Origin of the sequence: Allobranchiibius sp. GilTou73 (assembly GCF_021391335.1) — a bacterium.
Lineage (GTDB): Bacteria > Actinomycetota > Actinomycetes > Actinomycetales > Dermatophilaceae > Allobranchiibius > Allobranchiibius huperziae.
Genome location: NZ_CP090051.1, coordinates 13,685 through 30,385 on the forward strand (window position 1 = coordinate 13,685; position 16,701 = coordinate 30,385).

Annotated in this window: 15 protein-coding genes and 2 tRNA genes; 4 read left to right on the top strand and 13 right to left on the bottom strand. The window is 70.6% G+C overall.

What is annotated here, in order from left to right; genetic code table 11:
• Window positions 1–11 precede the first annotated feature (11 nt).
• Window positions 12–908: an ATP-binding cassette domain-containing protein gene (locus LVQ62_RS00060; protein ID WP_233763464.1), complete on the top strand. Its 897-nt coding sequence runs from the start codon at window positions 12–14 to the stop codon at window positions 906–908.
• The gene (locus LVQ62_RS00065) at window positions 905–1,714 is read left to right on the top strand and encodes an ABC transporter permease (RefSeq protein ID WP_233763466.1); all 810 of its coding nucleotides are present in this window, start codon (window positions 905–907) and stop codon (window positions 1,712–1,714) included. Before LVQ62_RS00060 ends, LVQ62_RS00065 begins: the two co-directional genes overlap by 4 nt.
• A 90-nt stretch (window positions 1,715–1,804) precedes the next feature.
• On the opposite strand, the gene LVQ62_RS00070 is transcribed toward LVQ62_RS00065, so the two are convergent.
• From LVQ62_RS00070 to mfd, 8 genes are all read right to left on the bottom strand, one after another.
• Window positions 1,805–1,878 (bottom strand) — tRNA-Leu (locus LVQ62_RS00070).
• Window positions 1,879–1,943: 65 nt separating this feature from the next.
• Window positions 1,944–2,894 carry a Ppx/GppA phosphatase family protein gene (locus tag LVQ62_RS00075; RefSeq protein ID WP_233763468.1) on the bottom strand — a complete coding sequence of 317 codons (951 nt, stop codon included), beginning with the start codon at window positions 2,892–2,894 and terminating at the stop codon, window positions 1,944–1,946.
• Window positions 2,891–3,406 (bottom strand): DUF501 domain-containing protein, encoded by a 516-nt coding sequence (locus LVQ62_RS00080; RefSeq protein ID WP_370639650.1) that lies wholly within the window; start codon window positions 3,404–3,406, stop codon window positions 2,891–2,893. The genes LVQ62_RS00075 and LVQ62_RS00080 overlap by 4 nt, the downstream gene beginning before the upstream one ends.
• Window positions 3,403–3,774, bottom strand: a complete 372-nt coding sequence (locus LVQ62_RS00085) for a septum formation initiator family protein (protein ID WP_179479103.1) — start codon at window positions 3,772–3,774, stop codon at window positions 3,403–3,405. Before LVQ62_RS00085 ends, LVQ62_RS00080 begins: the two co-directional genes overlap by 4 nt.
• A 183-nt stretch (window positions 3,775–3,957) precedes the next feature.
• Window positions 3,958–5,238, bottom strand: coding sequence for a phosphopyruvate hydratase (gene eno, locus LVQ62_RS00090; protein ID WP_208051425.1), 1,281 nt, complete (start codon window positions 5,236–5,238; stop codon window positions 3,958–3,960).
• A gap of 152 nt (window positions 5,239–5,390) precedes the next feature.
• Window positions 5,391–6,317 (bottom strand): MazG family protein, encoded by a 927-nt coding sequence (locus tag LVQ62_RS00095; protein WP_233763470.1) that lies wholly within the window; start codon window positions 6,315–6,317, stop codon window positions 5,391–5,393.
• Between the two features lie 55 nt (window positions 6,318–6,372).
• Window positions 6,373–6,903, bottom strand: coding sequence for a hypothetical protein (locus LVQ62_RS00100; protein ID WP_208051427.1), 531 nt, complete (start codon window positions 6,901–6,903; stop codon window positions 6,373–6,375).
• 49 nt (window positions 6,904–6,952) lie between these two features.
• Window positions 6,953–10,540, bottom strand: coding sequence for a transcription-repair coupling factor (mfd, locus tag LVQ62_RS00105; RefSeq protein ID WP_233763472.1), 3,588 nt, complete (start codon window positions 10,538–10,540; stop codon window positions 6,953–6,955).
• A gap of 165 nt (window positions 10,541–10,705) precedes the next feature.
• Here mfd and LVQ62_RS00110 point away from each other — a divergent pair, with 165 nt between their 5' ends.
• Window positions 10,706–11,215, top strand: coding sequence for an SRPBCC family protein (locus LVQ62_RS00110; RefSeq protein ID WP_233763474.1), 510 nt, complete (start codon window positions 10,706–10,708; stop codon window positions 11,213–11,215).
• A gap of 73 nt (window positions 11,216–11,288) precedes the next feature.
• Here LVQ62_RS00110 and pth read toward each other — a convergent pair whose 3' ends face one another.
• The 5 genes from pth to LVQ62_RS00135 all read right to left on the bottom strand — a co-directional run bounded on the left by pth (window position 11,289) and on the right by LVQ62_RS00135 (window position 15,610).
• Window positions 11,289–11,879 carry an aminoacyl-tRNA hydrolase gene (pth, locus tag LVQ62_RS00115; RefSeq protein WP_370639651.1) on the bottom strand — a complete coding sequence of 197 codons (591 nt, stop codon included), beginning with the start codon at window positions 11,877–11,879 and terminating at the stop codon, window positions 11,289–11,291.
• A gap of 137 nt (window positions 11,880–12,016) precedes the next feature.
• The gene (locus LVQ62_RS00120; RefSeq protein ID WP_179479093.1) at window positions 12,017–12,703 is read right to left on the bottom strand and encodes a 50S ribosomal protein L25/general stress protein Ctc; all 687 of its coding nucleotides are present in this window, start codon (window positions 12,701–12,703) and stop codon (window positions 12,017–12,019) included.
• A gap of 285 nt (window positions 12,704–12,988) precedes the next feature.
• A complete protein-coding gene (locus tag LVQ62_RS00125) occupies window positions 12,989–13,969 on the bottom strand; it encodes a ribose-phosphate diphosphokinase (RefSeq protein WP_233763476.1) in 981 nt (326 codons plus the stop codon).
• Window positions 13,966–15,435, bottom strand: a complete 1,470-nt coding sequence (gene glmU / locus LVQ62_RS00130) for a bifunctional UDP-N-acetylglucosamine diphosphorylase/glucosamine-1-phosphate N-acetyltransferase GlmU (protein ID WP_233763478.1) — start codon at window positions 15,433–15,435, stop codon at window positions 13,966–13,968. Before glmU ends, LVQ62_RS00125 begins: the two co-directional genes overlap by 4 nt.
• 96 nt (window positions 15,436–15,531) lie before the next feature.
• Window positions 15,532–15,610 (bottom strand) — tRNA-Gln (locus LVQ62_RS00135).
• Window positions 15,611–15,714: 104 nt separating this feature from the next.
• On the opposite strand from LVQ62_RS00135, the gene LVQ62_RS00140 reads away from it, so the two are divergent.
• Window positions 15,715–16,365, top strand: a complete 651-nt coding sequence (locus LVQ62_RS00140) for a TetR/AcrR family transcriptional regulator (RefSeq protein WP_233763479.1) — start codon at window positions 15,715–15,717, stop codon at window positions 16,363–16,365.
• Window positions 16,366–16,701: the final 336 nt, after the last annotated feature.

The following is a 16,701-nucleotide window of genomic DNA, read 5'->3' on the forward strand; positions in this document are numbered from 1 at the left end:
GCGTGGTCGTCATGATCACAGTCGAGAACCTGACCAAACGCTACGGCGGGTACACCGCCGTCAACGACGTGTCCTTCACCGTGCGCCCGGGGGCCGTCACCGGCTTCCTCGGCCCGAACGGCGCGGGCAAGTCCACCTGCATGCGGATCGTCTGCGGGCTCACGCCCGCGACCTCCGGGCGGGCGACCGTGCTCGATCGTCCGTACGCCGCCCTGCCGAACCCCGGTCGCCACGTCGGCGTGCTGCTGGACGCGTCCGCGCAGCACGCGGGCCGCACGGGCCGCGAGGTGCTCACCCTCGGCGCCGTCACGATGGGACTGGCGCGCACCCGGGTGGAGGAGCTGCTCGATCTGGTGGGGCTGACCGAGGCCGAGGCCGGGCGCCGCATCGGGAACTACTCGCTCGGGATGCGCCAGCGCCTCGGAATCGCCCACGCCCTGCTCGGCGACCCCGAGGTGCTCATCCTGGACGAACCCGCCAACGGTCTGGACCCCGCCGGCATCCGATGGATGCGCACGCTGCTGCGCGGATACGCCGACCAGGGCGGCACCGTGCTGCTGTCCTCCCACCTGCTGCACGAGATCGAGGTCGTCGCGGACGAGCTGCTCGTCATCGGCCGCGGGAAGATCGTCGCCCGCGGTCCCAAGAACGAACTGATGCAGGCCACCGGCACGACGGTGCGCTCGACCGACGACCCGGAGTTCGAACGAGTGCTGGCGGACGCCGGTCTGCGGTCCGTCCCCGACGGTGACGGCCTGCGGGTCAGCGCGGACCCGGCTGAGATCGGCGCACTCGCCGCCCGGCACGGCGTGGTCCTGACCCTTCTGGCACCGGCGGGATCCGCGGGCCTGGAAGACATGTTCCTGCGGCTGACCGCCGCCGACGCACGAGAGGAAGTGCCGGGATGACCACCGTAGAGACCTCCCGGGTCACTGCACCGCGGCTGCCCGCCCGGTTGCCGGCCCCCGACGACCGCGCTGTGCCCTTCACCCGGCTGGTGCACGTCGAACTCCGCAAGATCCTGGACACCCGCGCGGGCCGATGGCTGCTCATCGGCATCACTGCGGTCACGGCCATCGTCGTCGGCATCGTCATCTTCACCGGGTCTGCCGACGCTCACAAGGATCTGAGCGACTTCCTGACCGCGACCGTCATCCCGCAGTCGATCCTGCTGCCGCTGCTCGGCATCATCACCGTGACGTCCGAGTGGACTCAGCGAACGGGTCTGGTCACGTTCGCGCTCGAGCCGGATCGCACGAGGGTCGGCCGGTCCAAGCTCGCCTCCGCTGCGTTGCTCGGTCTGCTCGTGCTCGCGACAGCCGTCCTCCTCGCCGTCGTGGCGACCGGGCTGTGCGAGGTGCTCCGCGGCGGCCACCCGACCTGGTCGTTGGACGCCCTGACGATCGGCGGCGTGGTGCTCGCCCAGCTGCTCGCCGTCGTGCAGGGGGTCGCGTTCGGTCTGGTGCTGCAGAACACGCCCGCGGCGATCGTCTCCTATCTCGTGCTCCCCCAGGCGTGGACGATCGTGGGCGACCTCGTGCACGGTCTGCACGGTGTGCAGCCCTGGCTGGACCTCAATTCGGCGACCAGTCCGCTGGTCGATGCCTCGATGACCGCCGAGAACTGGGCACAGCTGGGGGTGGCGGGGCTCGTGTGGGTGGTCCTACCACTCATCGCAGGCGTCGTCCGTCTGCGGCGCAGCGAGGTCAAATGACCCGCGCCGCATGACGACAGCACGGCCCGGTGGGAGATCAGGGGACCCACCGGGCCGTGTGGCGCGCTGTCTCGATATGGCCGTGACCGGTGCCCCCGACGGGACTCGAACCCGCACTCGAGCGATTTTAAGTCGCCTGCCTCTGCCGATTGGGCTACGAGGGCAGAGACAGGCTAGCCAGACGGGGCGGGCGGGCGTGCGACGCCACGTCCCCCAGTCGACACGTCCCTCAGTCGGTGTGCAGCAGTGAGAGCGCGATGCCGTCGAGGATGTCGGCCTCGCTCGCGCGTACCTGTTCCATCCCGGCGGTCTGCGCCAACCGGGTCACGATGCGGCTCCAGATGAGCGCACCCGCGCCGATGACGTCGACGCGCCCCTGGTGCATGAACGGCATGGCAGCCCGCTCGGCCCGGTCCGCCGCCAGGATCGCCCGGCAGGACGCGAGGATCTGCTCCACCGGGAGGCTGGCGCCGTGGATGACGGCGGGGTCGTACGCGCGCAGCTGCAGCGCGTGCGCGGTGATGGTCGTGACCGACCCGGCGAGGCCGACGAGGGTCGCGACCCCGTCGAAGCCGACCTGTGCCTGCGCCCGGTCGACGGCGGCGTCGATGTCGCGGGTGGCCGCATCGATCTGCGCAGCGGTCGGCGGGTCGGAGCGCAGGTGCCGCTCGGTCATCCGTACGCAGCCGATGTCGGTGGACAGCGCCGCGTCCACGGTGCGTCCGCCACGAACGAACTCGGTGGAGCCGCCACCCAGGTCGACGACCAGGTAGGGGCCGGGCACACCGGTCGCGATCAGGTCGCCGGTGGCTCCCCGGAAGCTGAGCCGCGCCTCCTCGTCGCCGGTGACGACCTCGGGTGAGACGTCGTACGCGGCGAAGGCCTGGCGTACGCCGGCCACGAACTCCTCGGCGTTCGATGCATCGCGGGACGCCGAGGTGGCGACGAATCGCACTGCGGTGACGGCGTTTTCGGTGCACTGGGCGGCGTACTCGCGAGCCGTGGCCAGGGTACGGCCCATGGCATCCGGCGCGATCCGGCCGGTGGCGTCGATGCCCTGTCCGAGCCGGACGAACTCCATCCGGCGCACCACGTCGACGGGCGGGCGAGCGCCGTCACTGTCGGCGATCAGCAGTCGGATGGTGTTGGTGCCGCAGTCGACCGCCGCGACCCGGGTCACTCGGCCTCCGGGGAGCAGCAACCGCCGGTCCACCACGCGGGTAGCGCGGCCAGCGCCTCGTCGCCGAGCGGGTTCACACCGGGGCCGACGGCCATCGAGTGAGCGACGAGCACATGCAGGCACTTGACGCGGGTCGGCATCCCGCCGGCGGAGATCCCGGCGATCTCGGGCACATCGCCGAGCTCGGCGCGGTGCCGCAGATAGTCCTCGTGCGCGGATCGGTAGCGTGCGGCCAGGTCGGGGTCCTGCTCTAGCCGCTCGGTCATCTCGCGCATCATGCCCTGGGACTCCAGGGTGCTGATGGCGCCGGTCAGGCGCGGGCAGGTCGCGTAGTACGTCGTGGGGAACGGCGTGCCGTCCTGCAGTCGCGGCAGCGTGCGGACCACGGCCGGGCAGCCGCACGGGCACCGGGCCGCCACGTCGATCGCGCCGCGCGGCACCCGGCCGAGCTGCTGTTCGATCGCCGCGAGGTCGGCCTCACCGATGGAGCTCGTCGTCATCGGACTGGTCATCGGGGCGGGGTGCGCACCAGCGACTGCCACAGCTGCCCGTACCACGGGTGGGTGCTGGACGCCGTGGTCGCCGCTACCACGCCCGACTTGGTCACGGGGTGCGTCGTGCCCTGCTTGTCGACCACGATCGTGAGCGTGCCGCCCGGTGCCACGAAACCCAGGCGCTTGGCGGCCTGCGCCTTCACGTACGCCGGGTCGTTCCACTCCTTCTGCTGCGCCTGCAGTGAGCGGATGTCGGCCTGCTGGGAGGCCACCTGACTGCGCATGCCGTTGATGTCGCCCTGGGCCCGCAGGTAGCTGCGCAGCGTGGGGGTGATGAGCACCGCGAGGAAGACCACGAGCGCGCCGAGCACCGTGAGCCGGCGCATCGAGCGCGGCGTACGACGCCGGCGTGCAGCACGGGCCGCGCCGCCCGACGTCGACGAGGCACGCGGTGTACGGGTCGGCCGCGACCCGGCGGGGCGGCTCGCCGCAGGTCGCGAACTGTGCCCACGCGGTTGCGCGGGCCGGGTCGAGCGCGGGTCGCGCGGCATGACGGTGTCTCTCCCTGCTCAGGCGGTGAAACGCGGGAACGCCGAGGCGCCGGCATACGTCGCCGCGTCGTCCAGCTCCTCCTCGATGCGCAACAGCTGGTTGTACTTCGCGACGCGGTCCGAGCGGGCGGGCGCGCCGGTCTTGATCTGACCGCAGTTGGTGGCGACCGCGAGGTCGGCGATCGTGGTGTCCTCGGTCTCGCCCGAGCGGTGGCTCATCATGCAGCGGAAACCGTTGCTCTGGGCCAGCGTGACCGCGTCGAGGGTCTCGGTCAGCGAACCGATCTGGTTGACCTTCACCAGCAGCGCGTTCGCCGTGCCGGTGTCGATGCCGCGCTGCAGTCGCTCGGGGTTGGTGACGAAGAGATCGTCGCCGACGATCTGCACCTGGTGGCCGATCTGGTCGGTCAGGGTCTTCCAGCCGTCCCAGTCGTCCTCGTGCAGCGGGTCCTCGAGCGAGACGAGCGGGTAGTCCGCCACCAGCTGTGCGTAGTAGGCGGACATCTGCTCGGCCGATTTCTTCGTGGCCTCGAACTGGTAGCCGCCCTTGTCGAAGAACTCGCTGGCCGCGACGTCGACGGCCAGACCGATCTCCTTGCCCGGGGTGTAGCCGGCCTTCTCGATCGCGGTCAGGATCAGGTCCAGCGCCGCGCGGTTGCTCTCCAGGTTCGGTGCGAAACCGCCCTCGTCGCCGAGGCCGGTCGACAGGCCCTGCTTCTTCAGCACCGACTTCAGGCTGTGGTAGATCTCCGCCCCCCAGCGCAGTGCCTCGCGGAAGGACTCCGCGCCGATCGGGGCGATCATGAACTCCTGGATGTCGACATTGGAGTCGGCGTGCGACCCGCCGTTCAGGATGTTCATCATCGGCACCGGCAGCACGTGCGCGTTGGGGCCGCCGACGTAGCGGAAGAGTGGCAGGTCGGCCGACTCGGCGGCCGCCTTCGCGACGGCGAGGGAGACGCCCAGGATCGCGTTGGCGCCGATCTTGCCCTTGTTGGGGGTGCCGTCGATGCCGATCATCTCGGCGTCGACCAGGCGCTGCTCACTGGCGTCGAAGCCGAGCAGGTGCGGGGCCAGCTCCTCGCCGATCGCGTCGACCGCGTCCTGCACGCCCTTGCCGAGGTAGCGCTTCTTGTCGTTGTCGCGACGCTCGACCGCCTCGAACTGGCCGGTGGACGCGCCGGAGGGAACGGCCGCGCGACCGACGACGCCGTCGTCCAGTGCGACCTCGACCTCGACCGTCGGGTTGCCGCGCGAGTCCAGGATCTCGCGGGCGAGGATTGCATCGATGCTGGCCACTTCAGGCTCCCAAGGTCGGTGGACGGCGTACTGATCGACGAGCCTAACGGCGTCGGCAGGGCAGGCGCGCGCGGCGCGCAGAACCACCGTGACTCAGGTAGGGCCCGGAGCCACAGGTCGGCCTGTGGCTCTCGGTCCTCCCTGCGTCCCGGTCACTCCTCGGGGCGGGACAGCGGCCGTGACCGCTCCGCCACCGCCTGCACCTCTCGGGCCAGCAACGCTTCGGCGGACTCCCCGCGCTCGCGCGCCGCCGCGACCTGCCGCAGTAGCTGGGAGCCGGCCGACTCGTCGTACGTGAGGTCGACGCCCCGCCGGGCGGCACGGGACAGCAGCTTCTCCGCGACGAGCAGGGTGGGCAGTCCCTTGGGGATGCCGGCCAGCAGGTCGCCGGCGTCCCGGTCGGGCTTCTCGGCGGCCTTGATCTGCTCCCACGAGGCCTCGACCTCACCGGCGGTGGTGGCGTCACCGTCGCCGAAGACATGCGGGTGGCGCCGGATCAGCTTGGCGACGAGGCCGCCCGCGACGTCGTCGATGTCGAACGGCTCCTGCTGGTCCTCGGCCGCGAGACGCGCGTGGAAGAGCACCTGCAGCAGGACGTCGCCGAGCTCCTCGGCGAGGTGGGCACGATCGCGTCGTTCGATGGCCTCGAGCGTCTCGTAGGTCTCTTCGACCAGGTACTTCGCCAGACTGTCGTGGGTCTGCTCGGCGTCCCATGGACAGCCGCCGGGCGACCGCAGCGTGTCCATCACGGCGACCGCGTCCAGCAGCCGGGCTCCCGGCAGATCCCAGGAGCCGACGACGATCTCCACCGACGGCGGGGTCTCCAGCCGGGTCAACTCACCGGCGAGTGCATCGGTCAGGCCGGGGTCGCCGTCCGCGGAGCCGATCCAGACCACCCGGCCGTCGTGCTGGGCGAGCGCTCGCGCCAGCTCGCGGCGGTCGTCGTATCGGGTCGCCCGCACCTCGACGCCGCTGGTGCGGACCGCGTCCGGCACCGGCTCGTCCGGATCCGCGGCGTAGACGACGTCGGCCGCCTCGAGCACCTGCCAGGCGGACCTGCTGAGCAGGCCGGCGGGCACCCGGGGGAAGTGACGAGGATCGCGAGCGACGCCTCGCGCGCGACGTCGGCGATGGTCAGCCCTTGCTCGAACTCTTGCTGACGATCCACGGCTCTGAGGTCGCGAGCACCCCGTTGGCGCCGCCCCATCGGCCAAACCGCGGGTTGATCTCGACCTTGGCGGCGTTGACGATCTTGGTGATCTCAGCGACGCCGGCCTGGGAGTTGCTGATGTTGGTGACCGCGACGTTGCTGCGCAGCGCGTCGATGGCGGCGGTCGAGGGGTTGGCGACGTTGCGCTGCGCGAACTCCTGGCGGGCCTGCGCCGCGGAGAACGCGCCGCCCTGCTCCGCGGCGACGCGCTGGAAGTCGTTGGCGAACACCAGATAGGTGATGGCGGAGCGGGAGTTGAAGTCCGCGGCGCCGGAGCCGAACGCCTGCTTGATCTGGGTGACCGCGTCCTGCACCTGATCGACGCTGACGCGGGTGCCGTCGTAGGACGCAGCGGTGGTGCTGTTGTGGAACAGCTGGCTGCTACCGCACCCGCTGACCCCGACGACGGTGACGGCTAGGGCGGCGATGCCGACGGCACGGCGCGACGTACTCACTTGTGGACCTCCTCGAACGACAGCGGTCATCATGCCAGCACGCTCCGGCTCACGCGCCCGCGGCTCCGGCGGCCGCCGCGATGTCGTCCAGCAGCACCGCCTTCACCAGGGCCGTCGCCCAGCGCAGCACCTCCAGGTCGCGCAGCGGCTGGCCGCCGACCGGTGCCGTCTTCGGCGTCGGCACCAGGGCGTGCGTCGGCTTCACCAGCGTGCCGGGGAAGAGCCGCTGCAGGCGCAGCGACTGGCTCTCACGCAGCTCCAGTGGGCCGAACCGGATGTAGCGGCCCTGGGAGCTGATGTCCCCCACCCCGCCCTGCCGGGCGATGATCCGCAGCCGCGCCACCTCGAACAGGTTGCGGACCGGCTGCGGCGGTGTGCCGTAGCGGTCCTGCAGCTCCGCCTCGATCTCGGTGAGGCCGTGCTCGTCCTCCACGACCGCCAGCTTCTTGTACGCCTCGAGCCGCAACCGCTCCCCCGGCACGTACTCGTGCGGCAGGTGCGCGTCGACCGGCAGCTCGATCTTGACCTCGTTCGGGGTGGTGTCCTTCTCCCCGCGGAAGTCGGCCACGGCTTCGCCCACCATCCGCACGTACAGGTCGAAGCCCACGCCGGCGATGTGGCCGGACTGCTCGCCGCCGAGCAGGTTGCCCGCGCCACGGATCTCCAGGTCCTTCATGGCGACCTGCATGCCGGCGCCGAGGTCGGTGTGGCTGGCGATGGTCTGCAGCCGGTCGTGCGCCGTCTCGGTCAACGGCTTCTCGGGCGGGAAGAGGAAGTAGGCGTACGCGCGTTCGCGCCCTCGACCGACGCGGCCGCGCAGCTGGTGCAGCTGCGACAGGCCCATCAGGTCGGCCCGCTCGACGATCAGCGTGTTGGCGTTGGAGATGTCCAGGCCCGTCTCGACGATCGTGGTGCACACCAGCACATCGGCGCGGCGTTCCCAGAAGTCGACGACGACGTCCTCGAGGCGCTGCTCGGGCATCTTGCCGTGCGCCGTCACCACCCTCGCCTCGGGCACGAGTTCGCGCAGCCGCGTGGCCGCCTTCTCGATCGTCGCCACCTTGTTGTGGATGAAGAAGACCTGACCCTCGCGCATGAGCTCGCGGCGCACGGCGGCGCCGATCTGCTTCTCGTCCCAGCCGCCGACGAAGGTCAGGACGGGGTGACGCTCCTCGGGCGGCGTTGCGAGAGTGGACATCTCGCGGATGCCGGTGACCGCCATCTCCAGGGTGCGCGGGATCGGCGTCGCGGACATCGCGAGCACGTCGACCGCGGTGCGCATCTGCTTCAACTGCTCCTTGTGCTCGACACCGAAGCGCTGCTCCTCATCGACCACGACGAGGCCGAGGTCCTTGTACTGGACCTCCTTCGACAGCAGTCGATGGGTGCCGATGACCAGATCGACGCCGCCGCCCTTGAGCCCCTCGATCACCTCGCGTGCCTCGCGGTCGGACTGGAAGCGCGACAACGCCTTCACCACGACGGGGAAGCCGGCGTAGCGCTCGGTGAAGGTCTGCACGTGCTGTTTCACCAGCAGGGTGGTCGGGCAGAGCACGGCGACCTGCTTGCCGTCCTGGATGGCCTTGAATGCCGCCCGCACCGCGATCTCGGTCTTGCCGTACCCGACGTCGCCGCAGATGAGCCGGTCCATCGGCACCGACTTCTCCATGTCGGCCTTGACCTCGTCGATGCTGGAGAGCTGATCGGGCGTCTCGATGTAGGCGAAGGCGTCCTCCAGCTCGTGCTGCCACGGGCTGTCGGGTGCGAACGCGTGACCCTCGGTGGCCATCCGCGCCGAGTAGAGCCGGATGAGCTCGCCGGCGATCTGGCGCACGTGCCGCTTGGCGCGCGACTTGGTGGTCTGCCAGTCCGAGCCGCCCATCCTGTTGAGCGTGGGCAGCTCGCCGCCGACGTAGCGAGTGACCTGGTCGAGCTGATCGGTCGGCACGAAGAGCCGGTCGCCGGGCTGCCCGCGCTTGGACGCGGCGTACTCCAGCACCAGGTATTCGCGGGTCGCGCCGCCCACGGAGCGCTGCATCATCTCCACGAAGCGGCCGACACCGTGCTGCTCGTGCACGACGTAGTCACCGGGGCGCAGCTGCAGCGGGTCGACGACGTTGCGGCGGCGCGCGGGCATCCGGCGCATGTCCTTGGTGCTGCCGCTCGTGCCGCGGCTGCCGGTCAGGTCGGCCTCGGTCACGACGACCAGGTCGCTGGACGGCAGGGCGAAGCCACGCCCCAGACAGCCGGTGCTGACCTCGACCATGCCGGGGTCGAGGGGGCCGAGCGCGCGGGTGGTGACGTCGTTCTCCGAGAGCACCTCGGTGACCCGCTTGGCCAGGCCGGGGCCCTCGGTGACCACGAGCACCCGCTGCCCCTCGGCGGCCCACTTGCGCAGGTCGTCGACGGCGTGCTCGGTGTTGCTGCGGTAGGCCGGGATCTCCTGCGTGTGCAGGGTGATCCGCTCCCCCGGCAGCTCGTCCTCGGCGAACTCGACCAGCTCCTCGTCGGAGGAGAACGACGACATCGACCACCACGGCCGGCCGGTGTCCAGCGCGTGGTCGCGCAGCTGGGACAGGCTCCAGTACGACGCGGTGCCGAGCGCGCCCCGCAGGTCGACCGGTACGACGTTGCCGGCGGCCGCGTTGGCCCAGCTCGCGTCGAGGAACTCCTCGCTGGTGGTCACCAGGTCGGCGGCGCGGGTGCGCACGCGTTCGGGATCGCAGAGCACGACGTGGGTGCCGGGCAGCAGCACGTCGAGCAGCGGCTGCATCGCGTCGCCGAGCAGGATCGGCGACAAGGACTCCATGCCCTCGACCGCGATGCCCTCGGCGACCTTCTCCAGCATGTCGCTGACACCGGCGAGCTGCGGCGCGAGCTCCCTGGCGCGGTCGCGGACCGCGGTGGTGAGCAGCAGCTCGCGGCACGGCGGCGCCCACAGTCCGCCCTCGGCGATCTCCAGCGAGCGCTGGTCGGCGACCTTGAACCAGCGCACCTCCTCGACGGTGTCGCCCCAGAACTCCACCCGCTGCGGGTGCTCCTCGGTCGGCGGGAAGACGTCGAGGATGCCTCCGCGAACGGCGAACTCGCCCCGGCGTTCGACCATGTCGACCCGGGCGTACGCCGCGTCGGCGAGAGCCTCGACGACGTCCTCGAGTCGCGCGTCGGTGCCGGGCCGCAGCTCGACCGGCTGCAGGTCGCCGAGACCGTGGGCGATGGGCTGCAGGACGGCGCGCACGCTCGCCACGACGACGTCGATCGGGCCGTGCTCCGCATGCTCGGCGTGGTCGGGGTGCGCGAGGCGCCGCAGCAGGGCGAGTCGACGGCCGACGGTGTCGCTGCGCGGGCTCAGCCGCTCGTGAGGCAACGTCTCCCAGCTGGGGAACTCCGCGACGGCGTGCTCGGGGAGCAGGCTGCGCAGCGCCTCGGACAGGTCGCCGGCCTCGCGTCCGGTGGCGGTCACGGCCAGGATCGGCACCCGCGCCCCGTCGCCGGGGCGCGTCAGCAGGGACAGCAGCGGCGCCCGGGCGCCGGGCGAGGCAGCGACGTCGACGACGTCCGCGGAGCTGCGGAGGTCCAGGACACGGCGTACGGCGGGGTCACCGGACAGCAGATCGAGCAACGGGTCGAGGCGCACGGCATTTCTTCCGGTCGGCAGCACAAAAGCCCCGGATCACGAGATCTCGGGGTGGTGTTTCCAGTGTAGGCGCGGGCTGAGACAGCCCTCACGGGCCCGCGCAACGGCACCGCCTGGTCCCTCGCGGCGGACAAACGTCGACGGCCGGGCACCTACGATCGAGTGATGCCCCGTGAGATGAGCGTCCAGGACACCGTCACCATCGCCGGTGTCAGCCCGCAGGAGGTCTTCGAGGCCATCAGCGACCCGTCCCGGATGGGGCGGTGGAGCCCGGAGAACACCGGTGCCGTCATCGAGACCGCCGGCGGGCCCGCTCCGGTCGGCACGTCGTTCGTCGGCGCCAACAGCCGGTTCGGCGCGAAGTGGCACACACGATGCGTCGTGACCGCCTCGGACCCGGGCCGCCGGTTCGCGTTCGACGTCAAGGCGATCGGTCTGCGCAAGCCCGGCCTCAAGGCCCGCATCGCCACCTGGGAGTACCGCCTGGAGCCGTCGACCGACGGCACGACCGTCACCGAGGTGTGGACCGACGGACGCAGCGGGTGGCCGGCGTTCGCGGCGAAGGGTTTCGACAAGGTCGTGACCCGCGGGTCGACGTTCGCCGACTGGCAGCGCGGCAACATCGCCCGCACCCTGGCCAACCTCAAGAAGGACCTCGAGCGCACCTCGGCCTGACGCCCCGGAACTCGCCGGTTGTCAGCGGTTCTGTGGCGCCGGCGTCACGAATCCGCTGACAACCGGGCGGCCGTCACCAGGCGTGGACGACGTTCTGGGCGTCGGGAAGGTCCTTCTGCACCAGCAGGTCGATCGCGTCGACCGCCGACGGCAGGAGGAAGTCCAGCTCCTTGCGCTCCGTGGCGTTGAAGTCCTTCAGCACGTACGACGCCGCGTCCATCCGGCCCGGCGGCCGCCCGATGCCCACCCGCACCCGCAAGTAGTCCTTGGTGCCCAGTGACTTGGTGATCGAGCGCAGCCCGTTGTGGCCGCCCTCGCCGCCACCGCGCTTGAGCCGGACCGCGCCGAAGTCGATGTCGAGCTCGTCGTGCACCACGATCAACCGCTCGGGCGGGATCTTGAAGAAGCTCATCAGCGCGGCGACCGGGCCGCCCGACTCGTTCATGTAGGTGGCAGGCACCGCGACCACCGCCGACGGGCCCGGGAGACCTCCTCCGGCGGTACCGAGGCGGATCCGCGCCCCGCGGGCACGCGCCTTGTGGGCCTTCAGGGTCGCCCCCGCGCGGTCGGCCAGCAGCTCGGCCACCATCGCACCGACGTTGTGCCGGTTGCCGGCGTACGCCGTGCCCGGGTTGCCGAGTCCGACGATCAGCCAAGGGTCCACGGGCAGTCAGTATGCCCGGACGGACACGGCCGCCGCGCGACGGCCGATCACCCCCATCGACGCCGAAGGCGCGCTTCGCACGCCCGGACCGACAGCTTCCGGGGGCGAAACGCGCACTCGACGTCTCAGGGAGATGCTTACTCGGAGTCGTCGCCCTTCTCGGCGTCGTCGGACTCGCCCTCGGCAGCCTCGGCCTCGGCGGCCTCGTCCTCGTCGGACTCCTCGCGCTCGATGCCGGCCTCGGCCTCAGCCTCGGCGAGCTCGCTCTCCAGCTCCTCGACCGACTGCTGCTGCACGATGTTGACGATGAGCAGCTCCTCGTCCGCCTCCAGCTCGGCGCCGGCGGGCAGCGTGACGTCCTTGGCCAGGATCTGGCTGCCGGCCTCGAGGCCCTCGACGGAGACGGTGACCGACTCGGGGATCTTGAAGGCGTCGGCCAGCACGGACAGCGTGCTGTTCTCGACGGTGACGACTGTCTCGATGCCGGCCTCGCCCTCGATGTGCACGGGGACGTCGACGACGACCTTCTCGCCGCGGCGGACGATGACCAGGTCGATGTGCTCGATGACCGGCTTGATCGCGTCGCGCTGCACGTCCTTGGCCAGGGCGAGGTGCTCGGTGCCCTCCAGGTCGATCGTGAGGATCGCGTTCGCGTTCTTCAGCAGCAGCATGGTCTCGTGGCCCGGCAGGGTCATGTGGACGGGGTCGCTGCCGTGCCCGTAGAGCACCGCGGGGATCTTGTGCGCGCGGCGGATGCGGCGGGCCGCGCCCTTACCGAACTCGGTGCGCGACTCGGCGTGGAGCTTGTTCTCGGTCGTGGCCATGACGAAATCCTTTGATCAGCGGGGTCTTCAGAAGATGGGCCTCGACGCGGGACAGGGCGTGAAGATCGCGGAGCTCATGCTCGACGCGCACCACCGCGGGGAACACCTCGCGGGCGGAGCATCGTCGATCACGGATCACCGGTGCGTTCGCGCACCGTCCCTCGCCGAGGCAACGTCGCTGATCGTATGCCGAGCGCTCGCCGACGCCCAAATCGAGCCCCGGCCGTCGGTGGGGTCGCCGCGCGCCCTATGGAGCGCGCAACGACCTCATCGTCACCGGAAAGGTCAGGACTGACCGTCGAACATGCTGGTGACCGAGCCGTCCTCGAAGACCTCGCGGATGGCCTGGCTGAGCAGCGGTGCGATCGACAGCACGGTGAGCTTGTCGAACTGCTTGTCGGCAGGCACCGGCAGGGTGTCGGTGACGATCACCTCGGAGGCCACGGAGTCGCGCATCCGCTCGATGGCCGGCCCGGAGAAGATCGGGTGGGTCGCCGCGATGACCACGCCGGCTGCGCCGTCATTCATGAGGGCGTCGGCGGCGTTGCAGATGGTGCCGCCGCTGTCGATCATGTCGTCGACGAGGATGCACAAGCGCCCGCGCACCTGGCCGATGACACGGTTCGCCACGCTCTTGTTGGGCTGTGTGACGTCGCGCGTCTTGTGGATGAAGGCCAGCGGCACCCCGCCGAGGCGCTTGGACCACGACTCCGCGACCTTGATCCGGCCGGCGTCCGGTGAGACCACGGCCAGTTCGCGGTCGCCGTACTTGCTCGACACGTAGTCGGCCAGGATGGGCAGCGCCTGCAGGTGGTCCACGGGACCGTCGAAGAAGCCCTGGATCTGGTCGGTGTGCAGATCCAGCGCCATCAGTCGGTCGGCGCCGGCGGTCTTGAACAGGTCGGCCATCAGGCGGGCGCTGATGGGCTCGCGGCCGCGGGACTTCTTGTCCTGGCGGGCGTAGCCGTAGAACGGCGTGACCACCGTGATCCGCTTGGCCGAGGCGCGCTTCAGCGCGTCGACCATGATCAGCTGCTCCATGATCCAGTTGTTGACCGATGCGGTGTGACTCTGGATCACGAAGGCGTCGCAGCCGCGCACCGACTCCTCGTAGCGCACGTAGATCTCGCTGTTGGCGAAGTCGTACGCCGCGGTGGGCACCAGCGAGGTGCCGATCCCGGCGGCGACCTGCTCGGCCAGGTCCGGGTGGGCCCGGCCGCTGACGATGATGAGCTTCTTCTCGGTGGTCTTGGTCAGGCCGCTCACAGTGTCTCGTCCTCGGTCGCAGGGGCGGCGTCGCCGCGATCTCGCAGCGCCGCTTCTGCGGCCTCGGCCTGCGCGGTGCCCGGTCGTTTCTGCAGGGCCCAGCCCTCGATGTTGCGCTGGGCGGCGACCGAGATCGCGAGCGCGCCCGGCGGCACGTCCTTGCGGATCACCGCGCCCGCACCCGATCCCGCGCCGTCGCCGACGGTGACCGGGGCGACGTACATGTTGTCGCTGCCCATCCGGCAGTCGTTGCCGACGTAGGAGCGGTGCTTGGTCACCCCGTCGTAGTTCACGAAGACGCTGGCGGCACCGATGTTGCTGCGCTCGCCGATGGTGGCGTCGCCGACATACGAGAGGTGCGGCACCTTGCTGCCCTTGCCGATGGTGGAGTTCTTGGCCTCCACGAAGGTGCCGATCTTGGAGTCGGCACCGAGTTCGGTGCCCGGGCGCAGGTAGGCGAACGGGCCGACGGACGCGCCGGGCCCGACGACGGAGAGCTCGGCGTGCGTGCGGACGACCTTCGCGCCGTCGCCGATCTCCATGTCGGTCAGCGTCGAGTCAGGTCCGATCGTGCAGTCGGCGCCGATTGTCGTGGCGCCGCGCAGCTGGGTGCCCGGCTCGATCACGGTGTCGCGTCCGACGCTGACGTCCATGTCGACCCAGGTGGTGTCGGGGTCGATCACGACGGCGCCGCTCTGCGTCATCAGCCGGTCCACGATGCGCCGGTTGAGCTCCTTGCCGAGCCGCGCGAGCTGCGCCTTGTCGTTGACGCCCTCGGTCTGCCACAGGTCGTCAAGGACGTACGCCGAGACGCTGTGCCCCTGCCCCACGACGGCCCCGACGACGTCGGTCAGGTACTTCTCGCCGCCCTCGCCGTGCACCTCGATCTGGCCGATCGTGTCGCGCAGGTGGCCGGCGTCGAAGGCGAAGAGACCGGAGTTGAACTCACCGATCTCGCGCTGCTCGGGGGTGGCGTGCTTGTGCTCGACGATGGCCTGCACGGTGCCGTCGGCACCGCGGACGATGCGCCCGTAGCCGGCCGCGTCCGGCACGATCCCGGTCACGACGGTGGCGACGGCGTCGGTCGACTCGTGGTGCCGCGTGAGGTCCGAGAGCGTCTGCGCCGTGAGCAGCGGGGTGTCGCCGGTGATGACGAGCACGGTGCCCTGAAGGTCGGTCGGCAGCACGGCCAGCGCGCACTCGACAGCGCGACCGGTGCCGTAGACCTCGTCCTGGTCGGCGATCAGGACGTCCGGGTCGACCGCTCGCGCCGCCTCGGCGACGGCATCACGTTGGGCGCGTACGACGACCGAGACGTGCGCGGCTCCGGTGCCGGTTGCCGCGTACAGCGCATGGGCGACGAGGGGACGGCCGCCGATCCGATGCAGCGCCTTGTTGATCGACGATCGCATCCGCGTGCCGTCCCCAGCAGACAGGACGATCACGGCGGCGGGGGTGGGGCTCACTCGTAGGGCTCCTCGAGGCTGCGGACAGCGCAGTTAGGCGGCCGGTTTCGGACGCGATGCTACCGGTCGGACCCGGACGCAGGCTCGGGGCGGCGGCTCCCCGGGTTGGAATCGAACCAACGTCGCTAATCCTGATTCAAAGTCAGGCGGCCCCTACCAGCAGAGCAACCGGGGAACGCCCGGCTGCCTCCCTCGGGAGACGCCGAACGCCGACAAGGGTAGAGGACGTCGCGCGCGTGCCTGGACCGCAACGACGCGGGCCTACCCCACAATGGGCGGATGGCCCCACCTCAGCCGCGCACCCGTATGACCGCCACCCAGCGACGGGAGCAGCTCATCGTCGTCGGCCGCGACATCTTCGCCTCCGACGGTGTGCAGGGCGCCACCGTCGAGGAGATCGCGACCCGCGCCGGCGTCACCAAGCCGGTCGTGTACGAGCACTTCGGCGGCAAGGAAGGCCTCTACGCGGTCGTCGTCGACCGGGCGATCCAGGGCATCCTCGCGGCGATCACCAATGCCCTCTCCGAGCCGGCGGGGATCCGCGTCCTGCTCGAGCGGGCGGTCCTGGCGTTGCTGGACTTCATGGAGTCCTCACCCTCGTCCTTCGAGGTGCTGGTGCGCAGTTCGCCCTCGTGGCACGGCGACGGGTCGGCCGCGAGCCTGATGTCGGCGATCGCCGTACGGGTCGAGGAGCTCTTCGAGGCGACGTTCGAGAGTCACGGTTTCGACCCCACCCCCGCGCCGGTCTACGCGCAGACGCTGATCGGGAGCATCGCGCTCACCGGTGTGTGGTGGATCCACCACGAGGACCGGCCGGACAAGGAGTTCGTCGCCGCGCACATCATCAACCTGATGTGGAACGGGCTGCACGATCTGCAGAAGAACCCGGTCCTGCCGTCCCGCACGGCGCCCCCGACACCCGCCGACTGACCCGGCGTTCCCCCCGCTGGTTTGAGACCGAGCGGGCCAGAACGAGCGCCGCAGGGCCACCTTTCCGCTCGTTTCGGACCGAGCGGGCCACAACGAGCGCCGCAGGGCCACCTTTCCGCTCGTTTCGGACCGAGCGGGCCACAACGGCGGCCGCGGAGCCGCTCGTGCGCACGTTTCGGACCGAGCGGGCCACAACGACCGCCGCCAGGACCGGCCGGACAAGGAGTTCGTCGCCGAGAACATCATCAACCTGATGTGGAACGGGCTGCACGATCTGCAGAAGAACCCGGTCCTGCCGTCCCGCGCGGCGCCCCCGACACCTGCCGACTGACTGCG